This is a genomic window from Kitasatospora sp. NPDC088861 (assembly GCF_044750105.1).
Classification (GTDB): domain Bacteria; phylum Actinomycetota; class Actinomycetes; order Streptomycetales; family Streptomycetaceae; genus Kitasatospora.
In genome coordinates, this window is sequence record NZ_JBIVJF010000002.1 from 595796 (window position 1) to 609788 (window position 13993).

Below are 13993 nucleotides of genomic sequence, written 5' to 3' on the forward strand. Positions count from 1 at the left end.
TGCGCATGGAGCCGGGGTGGGCGTGGTCGGAGCCGGGCGTGCGGGCGTGCCGGGCCAGGCTCCCCGGCCCGGCTTCGGGCCCGGTTCGCGGCCGCCTTGCCGGCGGTATGGCCGCAGCCCGGAGCGGGTGCGCAGGGCCGCCGGGCGGGCTCGGCGGGCCGGGAGGCGCCGCCGCCGGCGCCCCGACCTGCGGCCATACCGGTGCCGTACCGGTTCGCAGGCCGTGCGAAGCCCCGCCTGCCTACCGTCTTCACCACGGCGGGCCACCACCCGTCGAACCCCCACCGATCAACCCAGTGAAGGGAGTTCAGCCATGGCCGAGAACATCGACCCGATCGTCGGCGAGGACAGCGAGGAGGCCCCCGAGGTCGAGGCGCACGCCGCCAACGTCCTGGACCTCCAGGCGATGAAGGTCCTTCAGGAGGCCTCCGACGGCAGCTGCTTCAGCCTGATCAGCTACGTCAGCTCCGCCGAGACCTCCGCCTGACCAGCGGCAGGTCAGCGGTGTCCGGCGCGGGGGCGGGCGCACCACCGCCCCCGGCCGCCGGGCAGTGATTGGCTTCCGGGGCGGTCCCGCCGGTGCGGGACCGCCCCGGCCCGATTCCACCCCCCACCCCGGAGGACGGCCATGGAGCCCACCTCGCTCTCCCGCAACCGGGACTTCCGGCTGCTCTGGGTCGGCGGCCTGATGGCCTCGCTCGGCTCCCAACTCGCCTCGATCGCCCTGCCGTTGCTCGTCCTGCGGGAGACCGGATCGGCCGCCCAGGCGGGCGCCATCGGCACCGTCTCGATCGGCGCGCTGCTGCTCACCATGCTGCCCGGCGGCGTCATCGCCGACCGGATCGAGCGGCGCCGGCTGATGCGGGTGTGCGACGTCGGCAGCCTGCTCGCCGTCACCGCGCTGGTGATCGCCGTCCTGCGCGGCCACACCCCGCTGCCGCTGGTGCTGCTGGTGGCCGCCGCCGGGGCGCTCATCACCAGCGCCTACGGGCCCGCCGCCGGCGGCCTGCTGCGCGCGGTGGTGCCGCGCGAGCAGGTCCGCGCGGCCTCGTCCCGGATGCAGGCACGCGGCGCCGCCGCCCGGCTGGTCGGGCCGATCGCCGGCGGCGCGCTGTTCGCCTGGCACCCGGTGCTGCCGTTCCTCGCGGAGGGCGTCGGGCTGCTGCTCTCCACCGTCTGCGTCGCGCTGATGCGGACCCGCTCGGTGCCCGCCGCCAGGAGCGGCGCGGCGTTCAGCCGCGGCGAACTGACCGCCGGGCTCAGCTTCATCTGGCGCCAGCCCTACCTGCGCACCCTGCTGCTGATCTTCGGGCTCGGGATGAACTTCGCGTTCAGCGCGCTGATGTTCACCACCCTGGCCGTGGCCTCCGACGGCGGCCACTCCGGGATCGGCGGCGGCACCGTGGTCTCCTGCACCGCGGCCGGCGCCCTGGCCGGCGCGCTGCTCGCCCCGAGGCTGGAGGCCAGGGCGCGTCTGACAATTCACGCGCCCGACGGGAATTGTCAGACACGCCCTGAGGCGCGCCCCGGGGTGCGCGACGGCAGGCTGGTGGCGCTCAGCTGCTGGGCGGCCGCGGCCACCGCCGGGGTGCTGGTGCTCACCCGGATCCCGCTGCTGATCGGGCTGCTGTGCGCGGTGTGCATGTGCCTGTCCACGGTCGCCAGCATCGGCTTCGTCTCCGGCATGCTGCTCGCCGCGCCGCCCGACCGGATCGGCCGGGTGCAGAGCGCCGCCGGTTTCCTGTCCACCCTGGTCCAGCCGTTCGGCCCGCTGGTGGGCGGCGCGCTGCTCGGCGCTCTCGGCGGCACCCGGACCTTCGCCCTGCTGGCGCTCGCCATCTCGCTCTGCGCGGCCGTCGTCACCTGGGCGCCGCCGGTCCGGCGCGGTCCGGCGCCTGCCCCGGCCCCCGCACCGCTACCCGCACCCGCAGGCTGAACCGTTCGGCGGCCCGGGAGACGAGCGACCCGGAAGAGCCCGGAAGACGACCCGGAAGACGACCCGGAAGAGGAGGCGCGCCATGGCCGGCGCCCAGGAGACCCAGCTGTACTGCCTCGCCGATCCGACGTACTACGACACCCCCGGCCGGCTCCGCGACCGGGCCGGCCGGTACCAGCTGGGGCTCGGCGCACCGCCCGCCGGGTGGCGGCGCGAGCGGCGCGGGCTGTGGACGGCGCTGCGGCCGGACGGCGCCCGGCTGCCGGAGCAGGGCTGGAAGATCCACGTCTCGACCGTGCCGGAGGAGGCCGAGGCGACTCTGCGGGCCGTCGCGCGGGTCTGCATGGCGCGCCGCACGACGTTCAAGTTCCTGCGCAGCGACGAGGCGCTGCGGGTCGCGAACGGCAAGTACATGGGGCGCGGCAGCAGCGGCAAGTTCGTCACCGTCTACCCGGGGTCGGAGGCGGAGTTCCTGGCCGTGGCGGCGGAGTTGGCCGAGGTGCTGGCGGGCCGCCGGGGGCCGTACGTGCTCACCGACCTGCGGATCGGGACGGCCCCCGTGTACGTGCGCTACGGCGCGTTCGTCGAGCTGTGGTGCCAGGACGAGGACGGGCGGCCCGTGCCCGCGCTGCGCGACCCGTCCGGCGAGCTGGTCCCCGACCGGCGCGACCCGGTGTTCCAGCTGCCCGCCTGGGTCGAACCGCCCGAGGAACTGCGCCCGCACCTGGCCGCCCGGGAGGCGGCCGGCGGCGACCTGCCGTACCGGATCGTCGAGGTGCTGCAGTTCTCCAACGCCGGCGGGATCTACCTCGCCGAGCACCGGACCACCGGGGAGCGGGTGGTGCTGCGCGAGGCCCGCCCGCACGCCGGGCTGGACGCCGCCGGGGACGACGCCGTCACCCGGCTGCGGCGCGAGCAGTGGGCGCTGGAACGGCTCGCCGGCCTGGACTGCGTGCCCCGGCTGCACGAGGTCCGGACGGTCTGGGAGCACACCTTCCTGGTCCAGGAGCACATCGAGGGCGTCCAGCTGTTCGCCGAGGCGATCCGCCGTTACCCGCTGGTGCACCAGAACTGCACCGCCGGACAGCGCGCCGAGTACGCGCACTGGGTAGCCGGGGTCGTGGCCGGACTGGAGAAGGCGCTCGGTGCCCTGCACGAGCGGGGCGTCCGGTTCGGCGACCTGCACCCGGCCAATGTGATCGTCCGTCCGGACGGTTCGGTGGTGCTCGTCGACTTCGAGTACGCGGAGGAACTCACCGGCCGCCGTGTCCCGCTCGCCGGCGCGGGCGCGCTGCAGCCCCCGCCCGGGCTCGACGGGGCCGACGCCGACCGCCACATGCTCTGGGCCACCTGGCTGATGCTGCTGATGCCCGTGATGGAGCTGGCCGAACGCGATCCCGGCAAACTGCCCGCGCTGGAACGGCGGGCACGGCAGTGGTTCGGCCTCGGGCCGGAGGAGGGGCCGGTGCGGCCGGGCGCCGTGGCACCGGTGGCGCGGGTGGAACCGGTCGGCGAACGGCGGGTCCGTGAACTCCTCGCCGGGCCCACCCTCGACGCCGCCAGGAACGAACTCGTCGCCGGCATCCACGCCGGGGCCACCCCCGACCGGCCGGACCGGCTCTTCCCCGGCGACCCGGCCGGATTCGCCGACGGCGGCACCGGCGTCGCCCACGGCGCCGCCGGCGTGCTGTACGCGCTGCACCGCGCCGGGGCGCCCTGCCCCGACGAGTACGCGGACTGGCTGATCGCGGCGATGCGGCGGCGCGGCCCGAGACCGGGCGCCGGAGGGCTCTTCGACGGGCCGCTCGGCGTGGCGGCCGTGCTCGCCCGGGTCGGCCGCGGCGACGAGGCCGCCGAACTGGCCGCCCAGGCCCGGCAGGCCCGGCCCGCGCCCACCGTCGCCCTCCACGGCGGCCGGGCCGGCGCCGCGCTCGCCCGGCTGCGGCTCGCCGACGCCCTCGGCAGCCGGCGCGAACTCGCGGACGCCCTCGCCGACGCGCGGGCGCTCGACGCGGTGCTGCGCGGGCAGACCGTCCCGGGGCTCGGCGCGCCGACGGCGGCCGGACTGCTGTACGGCCTGGCCGGGATCGCCCTCGTCCAGCTGCGGCTGTACCAGCGGACCGGTGAGGACTGGCTGCTGGCCTCCGGGCGCGAGGCGCTGGGGCGGGCCGTGGCGCAGTGCGTGCGGGTGCCCGACGGGTCGGTCCAGGTCCTCGACCGGGGGCGGCGGCTCGCCTACCTCGACCGTGGCAGCAGCGGGATCGCGCTCGTCGCCCGGGAGTACCAGGCGCTCGGCGGCAGCGGGTCCGAGGAGTTCGGCGGGCCCGGGGAGTTCGGCGGGTTCGGGGAGTTCGGGGAGTTCCTCGCCGACGTGCGGCGGGTGTGCGCACCCGGATTCGTGCGCGAGCCCGGGCTGTTCCGGGGCCGCGCCGGGCTGCTGCTGGCGCTGGACCGGCTGGGCGGGGCGGCGGCCCGGGACGCCGTCCGCGAGCAGGTCCGCAAGCTCCAGTGGCACCTGGTCGCGCGGCCGGAGGGCCTGCTCGTCCCCGGGATGCGGCTGCGGCGGTTCTCGGCGGACCTGCACACCGGGGCGGCGGGCGTCCTGCTGGCCCTGCGGGCCGTCGAACAGGGCTCGGAGGGCGGGGAGTTGCTGGACGTGCTGACGCTCGGCCCGAGGGGTGCCGGCCGGCGCGGCGGGCTCAGCTGAGGTTGTCGGCCAAAGCAGTGGCGTGCTCGCGGGCGTGCAGGTGGGTGAGGCGGGGGAGGGCGTAGAGGGCGGCGTGGGCGGTGACCTCGCCGGTGGGGGAGGTGACGGCGCCGGTGTCGGTGAGGGCCTCCAGGGTGCGCAGGGCGAGGCGTTCGGGGCGGCCGAGGGCGGCGGCGGCCTCGGGGAGGGTGAACAGCAGGGAGAGCGGGAGGGCGGCGAGCCGGCCGAGGGCGAGGCGGCCCTGGTCGGTGAGGTCGCGCCAGCCGGAGTCGAGGCGGGCGCGGACGGTGACGTCCCCGGCGACGAGTTCGTCCAGGGCGCCGGCCGGATCGGCGAGGCGGGCCGCGTACTCGGCGAGCGGCAGGTGGCGCAGGACGGCGAGCCGGGTGCCGGCGACCCGGACGGCGAGCGGCAGCAGCCCGCAGGCCTCGACGATCCGGGCGGCGGCCGCGCGGTCGGTGCCGGTCCGGCCGGTGCCGACGATCCGGCCGAGCAGGTCGAGCGCCTCGGCGGGGGCGAAGGGCGGCACGGTGACCCGGTGCACCGAGGCCAGTCCGGCGAGCTGGCTGCGCGAGGTGACGAGGGTGGCGCTCGGGCCGAAGCCCGGCAGCAGTTCGCGGACCACGGCCTCGCCGGGGGCGTCGTCGAGGATCAGCAGCATCCGGCGTCCGGCCAGGGAGGCGCGCCAGAGGGCGGCGGCCTGGGCCGGGTCGGCCGGTCTCGGGCCGGATCGGCCGGTGAGGGCGGCGAGTTCGGCGAGGATGTCGGCGAGCGGGCGCGGGGCGCCGTCCTCGGTGCGCAGCCGGAGCAGCAGCCGGCCGTCGGGGAAGCGGTCGGCGAGCAGGTGTCCGGCGTGCACGGCGAGGGCGGTCTTGCCGACGCCGGCCGGGCCGGAGAGGACCGCGACGCGCTCGCCGCCCTCCGCCAACGCGTCGATCAGCTCCCGCAGTTCGTGGCTTCGGCCGGTGAAGTCGGTGGTGTCGGCGGGCAGCAGCGCGCCGCTCGGGCCGGGGTGCTGCGCCGGCCGGGCGGTGGCGGGGCGGGCCGGGCCGTGGGCGAGCAGCTGCCGGTAGCGGGCGGTCAGGGCGGGGCTGGGTTCGAGGCCCAACTCGCGGGCGAGCAGCTGGCGGTGGGTGTCGTAGACGGCCAGCGCCTCGGCCTGCCGGCCGGACAGGTGCAGGGCGTTCATCCGGGCGGCCTGGAGGCGTTCGCGCAGCGGGTGGCGCTCGGCCGGGTCGGCGAGTTCCTCGGCGACGGCGGTGGCGTTGCCGAGCTCCAACTCGGTCTCCGCCCAGTCCTCGTGGACGCCCAGGCAGCGGGCCTCCAGCCGATCGGCCTCGGCCTGGACGGCGGGCGAGCAGCGCAGGTCGGCGAGCGGCGGGCCCTGCCACAGGTCGAGGGCCTGGCGCAGCAGCCGGGCGGCGGGGGCGAGCGCGCCGCTGTCGGCGGCGGCCCGGCCGGCCCGGGCGAGGGCGCGGAACTGCAGGACGTCGAGCTCGGGTTCGGCGACCCGCAGCAGGTAGCCGCCGGCGGTGTGGACCAGCCGTTCGGGCCCGGGGTCGCGGCCGAGCAGGGTGCGCAGGGTGCAGATGTAGACCTGGAGGTTCTTGCGGGCGGTGCGCGGCGGCTCCTCGGGCCAGACCGCGTCGGTGAGCAGGTCGACCGGGACGGCCGTGTTGGCGCGGCTCAGCAGGACGGCCAGCACCAGCCGCTGCTTCAGCGGACCGAGGGCGAGCGGGCGGCCGTCCGCTTCGCCGGTCAGCGGGCCGAGGACGGAGAAGCGCGGCCGGGTGGGGGCGGCGGGCTGGGCCAGGGGCATCGGCGTACCTCCGGGGCGTGGGTGGGGGCCAGGGCGTGTCCGAGCGGGGGCGTGACCGGTGCGGTGCGGGCGTGGGCGCAGGCTACTTGACGGCCGATCCGATCTGTAGGGCACGGAATCGGCCTGTTTCGGTCACGCGACCCTCACACTTCGGGCACCTGGGGGAGGGGGCATCCGGGGGAGGGGGCGGCCGGGGGCGGTGGCGGCCGGCGGGCGCGGTGTCGTGGCCGGTGGGGTGGGGTGGGAGAGGCCGGCGGGGTGCGGCGGAGGGCCGGGGCCGGGGGTGCGGGCCCCGGGGCGGACGGGGACGGGCGGGCGAGGTCCGGGGCGCGGGCGCCGGGGCGGTTCCGGCGTTCCTCCAGCGGTGCTCGTCGGCGCGGTGAGCGCCGCCCGAGGGGCCGGGGAGGGACCGACGGCCACCGGAGGTCCCGGTCCGGGTGCCGGAACGCGGGCCGTGCGGCCCCGGGGGCGCGGGCCGAACGGCCCTAGGGGGCGGGGGCGGTGCGTTCGGATCATGGATCGCCAGCCATTCGCACGACGTTCCTAAGGAGTGCGTCCTTGAGCGCCACCCCGGCACAGGGCGACCCCACGCCACCGCCAACCTCCGTACCGCAGCCGTCGGTTCGGCCGAAACGGCCCGGTTCGGCCGTGGTCAGACTGCTGACCACCACCGACCACAAGACGATCGGCTCCATGTACCTGGTGTCGGCGTTCGGGTTCTTCCTGATCGGCGGTGTCCTGGCGCTGGTCATGCGCGCCGAACTCGCCCGGCCCGGAACGCAGATCCTCTCCAACGAGCAGTTCAACCAGGCCTTCACCATGCACGGCTCGGTGATGCTGCTGCTCTTCGCGATGCCGCTGTTCACCGGCTTCGCCAACTGGATCATGCCGCTGCAGATCGGCGCCCCGGACGTCGCCTTCCCGCGCCTGAACATGCTGTCCTTCTGGCTGTTCATGTTCGGCTCGCTGATCGCCGCCGCCGGCTTCGCGACCCCGCAGGGCGCCGCCGACTTCGGCTGGTTCCTCTACGCGCCGCTGTCCGACGCCGTCCACTCGCCCAGCGTCGGCGCCGACATGTGGATCATGGGCGTGACGCTCTCCGGCTTCGGCAGCATCCTCGGCGCCGTCAACTTCATCACCACGATCATCTGCATGCGCGCACCCGGGCTGACCATGTTCCGGATGTCCATCTTCTGCTGGAACGTGCTGCTCACCTCGGTGCTGGTGCTGCTGGTCTTCCCCGTCCTCGCCGCCGCCCTGCTCGCCCTCGAATGCGACCGCAAGTTCGGCTCGCACGTCTTCGACCCGGCCAACGGCGGGGCGATGCTCTGGCAACACCTGTTCTGGTTCTTCGGCCACCCCGAGGTGTACATCCTGGCGCTGCCGTTCTTCGGGATCATCTCCGAGATCATCCCGGTCTTCAGCCGCAAGCCGATGTTCGGCTACGCGGGGCTGATCGCCGCCACCGTCGCCATCGCCGGCCTGTCGGTGACGGTGTGGGCGCACCACATGTACGTCACCGGGCAGGTGCTGCTGCCGTTCTTCTCCTTCATGACCTTCCTCATCGCCGTCCCGACCGGGGTCAAGTTCTTCAACTGGGTCGGCACCATGTGGAAGGGCTCGCTCAGTTTCGAGACACCGATGCTCTGGACGGTCGGCTTCCTGGTCACCTTCCTCTTCGGCGGCCTCACCGGCGTGCTGCTCGCCGCCCCGCCGATCGACTTCCACGTCTCCGACTCGTACTTCGTCGTCGCCCACTTCCACTACACGCTGTTCGGCACCGTGGTCTACGCGATGTTCGCCGGCTTCCACTTCTGGTGGCCCAAGATGACCGGCAAGAAGCTCGACGAACGGCTCGGCCGGATCACCTTCTGGACGCTCACCGTCGGCTTCCACGGCACCTTCCTGGTCCAGCACTGGCTCGGCGCCGAGGGCATGCCCCGCCGCTACGCCGACTACCTGGCCTCGGACGGCTTCACCACGCTCAACACCCTGTCCACCATCTTCTCCTTCCTGCTCGGACTGTCGATCCTGCCGTTCCTCTACAACATCTGGAAGACGGCCAAGTACGGCGAGAAGGTCGAAGCCGACGACCCGTGGGGCTACGGCCGCTCGCTGGAGTGGGCCACCTCCTGCCCGCCGCCCCGGCACAACTTCGTCCGGCTGCCGAGGATCCGCTCCGAATCCCCGGCCTTCGACCTCCACCACCCCGACATCGCGGCCCTGGACGTCCTGGAGAACACCGGCAAGCCCGCCACCCACCTGGGCGACGTGAGCCCGGCCAAGTACGACCTGCCACAGACCAGGGCGGAGCGGGCGCGGTCCGCCGTGGACAGCTGACCCGAGGCCGGGCGCGCCCCGGCCACCCGCTCCGAACCCTCCGACCGCCGTCTCCGCCCGCGCCCCCGTCACGGGCGGGGACGGCTCCCTCCCCTCGCGACCTGGAAGGCCGGCCCCATGACCCACACCGTCCTCGCCATCGGCACCGCCGCGCTCACCGCGAGCGGCTGCGTCTGGTACCTGCCCGCCATCGCCGACCTCCAGGCCGGCGCCGACCGGCCCCGCTCCACCCGCACGGCCGCGGCGGCCTGCGTCCTGTGGTGGGCCGCCCTCGCCATGGCCGGCGGGCTGCTGCTCGCCGTGCCCGACTGGCGGCCCGCCGCGCAGATCGCCCTCGCCGGGCTGGTCGGCGGCGTGGCGCTGCGGGTCCGCGCCCGGTGGGACCGGCGCGGGGAGCAGCACGAGGCCGCCGCCCGCTGGGCGGCCCTGGGCGCCCGGCCGGCGCCGCGCTCCGGCCGCCCCGCCGCCGTCACCCTCGCGGGGTGGCTGGTCGTCGGCGCCGCCGTCGCCTCGCTGGGGGCGGTGGCGATCCTGCTGTCGGACGAGGGCGCCGTCGGCTCCCGGGTGGTGCTCGCGGCGGTCAGCGGGGCCGGGGTGGCGCTGGCCTTCCTGCTGGCGGGCCTCGGCAGCGCGCGGCGGCGCTGACGGCCCCTCCGGTACGGGCGGCGCGGCTCCTCCGGGGGCCGCGCCGCCCGTGTGCTCGCCCGAATGGGGTCGTTGGGCCCTGGGTCCTGCGGCGGTCGGTGGGCGATGATGCCCTGGGCCCTGCCGGGAGTGTGCGGGGGTGACGAAGGTGGAGCCGCGTGATGGCGACCAAGACGGCGGGCGCCGGGGCACCGGCGCCGGTGCGGGTGTTCCTGCTGGACGACCACGAGGTGGTGCGCCGCGGGGTGCACGACCTGCTGGACGGCGAGCCCGATCTGGAGGTGGTCGGCGAGGCCGCCACCGCCGAGCAGGCGCTCGTCCGGGTGCCCGCGCTGCGGCCCGACGTGGCGGTGCTGGACGTCCGGCTGGGCGACGGCGACGGGGTGTCGGTCTGCCGTGAACTGCGCTCCCGGATGCCCGGCCTGGCCTGCCTGATGCTGACCTCCTTCGACGACGAGGAGGCGCTGCTGGACGCCGTGATGGCGGGTGCCGCCGGGTACGTGCTCAAGCAGATCAGCGGCACCGACCTGGTGGCCGCCGTGCGGACCGTCGCCTCCGGCCGCTCGATGCTGGACCCGGGCGCCGCCACCCGGCTGCTCAACCGCCTGCGCAGCGACGCCGAGCCCGCGCAGCCCGTCACCACCGGGCCCGCGCTGACCGTGCGCGAGCAGGAGGTGCTGGCGCTGATCGGGGAGGGCCTGACCAACCGGCAGATCGGCGAACGGCTCTACCTCGCCGAGAAGACGGTGAAGAACCACGTGTCGCGGCTGCTCGCCAAGCTGGGTGTGGAGCGGCGGGTGCAGGCCGCGCTGATCTCCACCGAGCTGCGCCAGGCGGCCGCCGCCGCGCAGCCGGCGCACCTGCGCTCCCTGCGGGGCTGACGCGACGTCCGGGCCCGGGACCCCCGGCGGGACCATCGGCCCTCGCGGCGCCGCCACCGCCGGGGCGAGCATCGAGAGCATGAACGGTGATCACGACCTGCTCGAACTGGACCGGGAGCGGGCGCTGGAACTGCTGGCCAGGGCCGCGGTCGGCCGGGTGGTCTACACCATCCGCGCCCTCCCGGCGGTGCTGCCGGTGTCCTTCCGGCTCGACCTGTCGGACGGCGGCGGAGTGCTGCTCTCGGCCCCGGCCGGCTCCGAACTCGCCCGGGCCGTGGACGACGCCGTGATCGCCTTCGAGGCCGACGAGGTGGACGGCGTGGACGGCTCCGGCTGGTACGTGACCGTCCTCGGCCGCGCCCAGGTCGGCCCCGCCGCCGGCCGCGCCCCCGGGGCCGTCCGGATCCGCATCCGCCCGGAACTCGTCGTCGGCCGCCGCCTGCCCCCGCGCACCGACTAGTGCGGATCGCCCTCGATGCGGCCCGCCAAGGCGCGGACGGTCGGCGGGAGTTGGCGCAGGTGTACGGCGAGGAGCGGGACGGCCAGGGCGAGGTAGACCCAGCTGAGGGCGACCCGGGCGGACTCGCCGGGGAGGGCGAACTGGACGGCGAACAGGGCGAACAGCAGCCCGGCCTTCCAGGGCAGGAACCGAAGGTCGAGCAGGAGCACCACGGCCAGGACGGTCTGCGCGGCGGTCAGCAGTACCTCGTCCACCTGGCGTTCGACCAGCGGGAGGGAGGCCGCGCCGCCGCCGGCCAGGTAGGCGAGCGGGAGGCAGCCGATCAGCAGGGTCCACTGGTTGACCTTGCTGGAGAGCAGCGCGCCGAGGCCGTCGTCCCCGCGCAGCCGCCAGGCGAAGACGACCGCGACGATCAGCTCGGGCGCCTCGGAGGCGAGCGGGGCCAGCCACTGCACCAGCAGGAAGCGGTCGATGCCGAGCGAGGCGCCGGCGTCGACCAGCGAGGTGGCGAAGGGCTCGGCGCAGGCGAAGATCACCCCGGCCGCGACCGCGAACACCAGGACGGTGGTCGCCCGGCGGCGCTGCCGGGGGAGGGCGGCCAACCGGGCCGGAACGCCGATGAGTTCCTCCTCGTCGTCCTCGCTACAGCGGCTGACCCGGAAGAGGTAGTAGCCGTACCAGGCGATCAGGACGACCGCGAGCACCCAGGAGATCTGCCGGGTCAGCGGCATCACGAAGGCCACCAGGGCGGCGGCGCCGAGGAAGGCGGTGTCGATCCGGCGGTGCTCCCGCAGGGTGATCCCGGGGGCGGCGCCGCGGCGCCGGGCGGCGAAGGAGGAGGCGAGGGCGACCAGTGGCCAGCCGACGCCGACCAGCAGCCGGTTGGCGCCGGTCATGTTGGCGGCCGCGTAGGCGGCGTACTCGGGCCGGGTGCCGGCCGCGTACGCGAAGTAGAGGTCGACGGCGTACTCGGGCAGGACGGCGATGAACGCCAGCAGGGCCAGGGCGAGCGGGCCGGAGATGTCGGCCCGGGCGGTCTCCGCGGCCCACATCAGCAGGAGCGCCGCCGCCAGGACGCCGAGGCCGAAGACCACCATGCCCGGCACGGGCGCCGGGTGCACCCCGGCCAGCCGCAGCACCACGGAGGGCAGCGCGCCGGCCACGGCGGCCCCGATCCGCAGGGCCGTCACGGATCCGCTGGGCGGCTGCGCCGACGGGAGCTCGGCGGGGCCCGGTGGGGTGGCGGTCGCGGGTGACTTCTGGGCCATCAGCCGTCCTTGCGCTCGGGGAACCTGAGCAGGCCAGGGCCTGTCCGGCGGATCTTGCCGGACAGACCTTAGAGTCGGCGGGCGGCGGGGCGGGCCGAACGGCGGGGCGGCGTGGCCGAGTTCCCCCGGACGGCGGGCGGTCGCCGTGCCCTAGGCTGGCCCGGGACGCCGTCGACGGAGGGAAACAGGACGCCATGCTCGACCCCGGGACCGCCGCCCTCTACGCGCGGGACGAGACCTGCCGGCTGCTGGGCATCGCGCTGGACGAGGTGTCCGCCGGTCGCGCGGTGACGCGGATGACGGTGGCCGCGACGATGGTGAACGGCCACGGGACGGCGCACGGCGGCTTCCTGTTCCTGCTCGCCGACGCCGCGTTCGCGTTCGCCTGCAACAGCCACGGCCCGGTGACGGTCGCGCAGGCGGCGCAGGTCGTCTTCCTGGCCCCGGCGGCGGTCGGGGACGAACTGGTGGCGGAGGCGGTGGAGCGGTCGCGGGCCGGGCGCGGCGGGGTCTACGACGTGACGGTCCGGCGGGCGGACGGGAAGGTCATCGCCGAGTTCCGCGGGCAGAGCGTGGTGATCGGGGGCCGGCCGCAGACCGACTGAGCGCCCGGGCCCTCACTTCTGTCCGGCCCCTCACCGCTGCCCGGCCCCCGTCGTCACCTCCCGGTCAGGACCGTGGACGCTCGTCCAGTACCTGCTGGAGCTTGCCGGTGCGCGGGTTGGTGACCAGTTCGGAGCGCGGCACCCACTCGACCGCGAGGTCGTGGATGCTGCCCAGCGCGACCTCGTCGGGGTAGAGCGGCCGGGCCGTGTACACGGCCTCGACGAGCCGGTCGGCGAGCTCGGGGGCCGGCCGCTGCCCGGTGTAGCCGAGGCGCAGGATCAGGCCGTCGCGCCCGGCCCAGCGGCGCTGCACGAGCTGCATGCCGGTGATGTGGCGCTCCGGGTCGGCGGCGAGCAGGACGGCGCGGATCTCCTCGGTGGGCATGGCGACGGTGCCGACCCGGGCGCCCTCGGTGGAGCGGCCGAGCAGGCGGAAGCGGCGGCAGCGGGCGTCGGTCCACTCGGCGCGGTCGCCGGTCGGGTAGCGCAGGATCGGCATCAGGGTGCGGAACAGGTTGGTGACGACGACCCGGCCGGGAGTCCTGGGCGTGGTGATCGTCTTGCCGGTGACGTCGTCGACGAGCTCCACCACCGTGCGGTGCGCGAAGGCCTCGTGCACCCGGACGTCGTCGCCGGGGACGGGCGAGCCGACCAGCCCGGCGTCGTTGGAGGCGTAGCCGACGGAGGCGACGGCGGCGTGGGGGAAGGCCCGGGCGAGGATCGGCCGCAGGTCGGCGAAGAGCAGGTCGCCGCCGAACAGCAGCAGTTCGACCCCGTCGGCCGTCTCCCCGCGCTGGACCAGGCACTCGGCGACGGCGCTGAGCTTCATCGGCTCGCCGGCCAGCACGTGGACGCCGAAGCCGGTGATGAGGTCGGCGATGTACGGGTCGGGGGCGGCGCCGCCGACGCCCAGGCGGACGTTGTCCACGGGGGCGTGGTGCAGGGCGCCCTCGATGTAGAGGAAGCCGCCGTAGAGTTCGCCGGCCGTGAACAGGTTGGCGACCCGGTGCCCGGGCCGCAGGCCGGCCCGGACGAGTCCGGCGCCGAAGGCGGTGACCGAGTCGGCGTGCTCGGTGCGGGTCCAGGGCGAGAACTTGGGGACGCCGGTGGTGCCGCCGGTCTTGTAGATGCCGGCGTCGCTGAGCGGGCCGGTCAGGACGCGGTTGTCGGGCCAGGTGTTGGCGGCCCAGAAGGCGGCCTGGTCGATGACGGGGAGCTGGTCGAGGCGCTCGGCGGCGGGGGGCAGGTCGCGGTACAGCTCGGCGTAGAACGGCGAGTTGGCGCGGGCGAAGGCGATCAGCTCGGCCAGGGGCTTGGCGGGCATGGTGGTCG

Annotated in this window: 11 protein-coding genes; 8 read left to right on the forward strand and 3 right to left on the reverse strand. The window is 75.6% G+C overall.

Annotated elements, in window-relative coordinates:
• Window positions 1–313 precede the first annotated feature (313 nt).
• The 3 genes from ACIP37_RS06325 to lanKC all read left to right on the forward strand — a co-directional run bounded on the left by ACIP37_RS06325 (window position 314) and on the right by lanKC (window position 4643).
• Window positions 314–487, forward strand: a complete 174-nt coding sequence (locus tag ACIP37_RS06325; protein WP_363584699.1) for a hypothetical protein — start codon at window positions 314–316, stop codon at window positions 485–487.
• 141 nt (window positions 488–628) lie between these two features.
• Window positions 629–1936 (forward strand): MFS transporter, encoded by a 1308-nt coding sequence (locus tag ACIP37_RS06330; protein ID WP_363584701.1) that lies wholly within the window; start codon window positions 629–631, stop codon window positions 1934–1936.
• Between the two features lie 82 nt (window positions 1937–2018).
• On the forward strand, window positions 2019–4643 hold the full coding sequence (lanKC, locus tag ACIP37_RS06335) for a class III lanthionine synthetase LanKC (RefSeq protein WP_400802782.1): 2625 nt from the start codon (window positions 2019–2021) through the stop codon (window positions 4641–4643).
• On the opposite strand, the gene ACIP37_RS06340 is transcribed toward lanKC, so the two are convergent.
• Entirely contained in the window at window positions 4636–6462 is a 1827-nt protein-coding gene (locus tag ACIP37_RS06340) for a BTAD domain-containing putative transcriptional regulator (protein ID WP_400329503.1), read from the reverse strand. The genes lanKC and ACIP37_RS06340 overlap by 8 nt on opposite strands.
• Window positions 6463–7155: 693 nt before the next feature.
• Here ACIP37_RS06340 and ctaD point away from each other — a divergent pair.
• The 4 genes from ctaD (at window position 7156) to ACIP37_RS06360 (ending at window position 10788) form a co-directional block, all read left to right on the forward strand.
• Entirely contained in the window at window positions 7156–8802 is a 1647-nt protein-coding gene (ctaD, locus tag ACIP37_RS06345) for a cytochrome c oxidase subunit I (protein ID WP_400803790.1), read from the forward strand.
• A 117-nt stretch (window positions 8803–8919) separates the two neighbouring features.
• A complete protein-coding gene (locus tag ACIP37_RS06350) occupies window positions 8920–9447 on the forward strand; it encodes a hypothetical protein (RefSeq protein ID WP_363621700.1) in 528 nt (175 codons plus the stop codon).
• A gap of 161 nt (window positions 9448–9608) precedes the next feature.
• Window positions 9609–10328, forward strand: a complete 720-nt coding sequence (locus tag ACIP37_RS06355) for a response regulator transcription factor (RefSeq protein ID WP_363584711.1) — start codon at window positions 9609–9611, stop codon at window positions 10326–10328.
• 79 nt (window positions 10329–10407) lie between these two features.
• Window positions 10408–10788, forward strand: a complete 381-nt coding sequence (locus ACIP37_RS06360; protein WP_363584713.1) for a pyridoxamine 5'-phosphate oxidase family protein — start codon at window positions 10408–10410, stop codon at window positions 10786–10788.
• Here ACIP37_RS06360 and ACIP37_RS06365 read toward each other — a convergent pair.
• The gene (locus tag ACIP37_RS06365) at window positions 10785–12056 is read right to left on the reverse strand and encodes a hypothetical protein (RefSeq protein WP_400802777.1); all 1272 of its coding nucleotides are present in this window, start codon (window positions 12054–12056) and stop codon (window positions 10785–10787) included. The two genes, ACIP37_RS06360 and ACIP37_RS06365, sit on opposite strands and share 4 nt — an antisense overlap.
• A 194-nt stretch (window positions 12057–12250) precedes the next feature.
• Between ACIP37_RS06365 and paaI the strand changes: the two genes are divergently transcribed.
• A complete protein-coding gene (gene paaI, locus ACIP37_RS06370) occupies window positions 12251–12661 on the forward strand; it encodes a hydroxyphenylacetyl-CoA thioesterase PaaI (RefSeq protein ID WP_363621705.1) in 411 nt (136 codons plus the stop codon).
• A 64-nt stretch (window positions 12662–12725) separates the two neighbouring features.
• Here the strand turns inward: paaI and ACIP37_RS06375 are convergent, their stop codons facing one another.
• Window positions 12726–13985, reverse strand: a complete 1260-nt coding sequence (locus tag ACIP37_RS06375) for a phenylacetate--CoA ligase family protein (protein ID WP_363584719.1) — start codon at window positions 13983–13985, stop codon at window positions 12726–12728.
• Between the last annotated feature and the right edge of the window lie 8 nt (window positions 13986–13993).

What these genes read in the sequence shown, in the direction of transcription:
- ACIP37_RS06325 (WP_363584699.1), top strand. Translation starts at nt 314, where the DNA reads ATGGCCGAGAACATCGACCCGATCGTCGGCGAGGACAGCGAGGAGGCC.
- ACIP37_RS06330 (WP_363584701.1), top strand. Translation starts at nt 629, where the DNA reads ATGGAGCCCACCTCGCTCTCCCGCAACCGGGACTTCCGGCTGCTCTGG.
- lanKC (WP_400802782.1), top strand. Translation starts at nt 2,019, where the DNA reads ATGGCCGGCGCCCAGGAGACCCAGCTGTACTGCCTCGCCGATCCGACG.
- ACIP37_RS06340 (WP_400329503.1), bottom strand. Translation starts at nt 6,462, where the DNA reads ATGCCCCTGGCCCAGCCCGCCGCCCCCACCCGGCCGCGCTTCTCCGTC.
- ctaD (WP_400803790.1), top strand. Translation starts at nt 7,156, where the DNA reads ATGTACCTGGTGTCGGCGTTCGGGTTCTTCCTGATCGGCGGTGTCCTG.
- ACIP37_RS06350 (WP_363621700.1), top strand. Translation starts at nt 8,920, where the DNA reads ATGACCCACACCGTCCTCGCCATCGGCACCGCCGCGCTCACCGCGAGC.
- ACIP37_RS06355 (WP_363584711.1), top strand. Translation starts at nt 9,609, where the DNA reads ATGGCGACCAAGACGGCGGGCGCCGGGGCACCGGCGCCGGTGCGGGTG.
- ACIP37_RS06360 (WP_363584713.1), top strand. Translation starts at nt 10,408, where the DNA reads ATGAACGGTGATCACGACCTGCTCGAACTGGACCGGGAGCGGGCGCTG.
- ACIP37_RS06365 (WP_400802777.1), bottom strand. Translation starts at nt 12,056, where the DNA reads ATGGCCCAGAAGTCACCCGCGACCGCCACCCCACCGGGCCCCGCCGAG.
- paaI (WP_363621705.1), top strand. Translation starts at nt 12,251, where the DNA reads ATGCTCGACCCCGGGACCGCCGCCCTCTACGCGCGGGACGAGACCTGC.
- ACIP37_RS06375 (WP_363584719.1), bottom strand. Translation starts at nt 13,985, where the DNA reads ATGCCCGCCAAGCCCCTGGCCGAGCTGATCGCCTTCGCCCGCGCCAAC.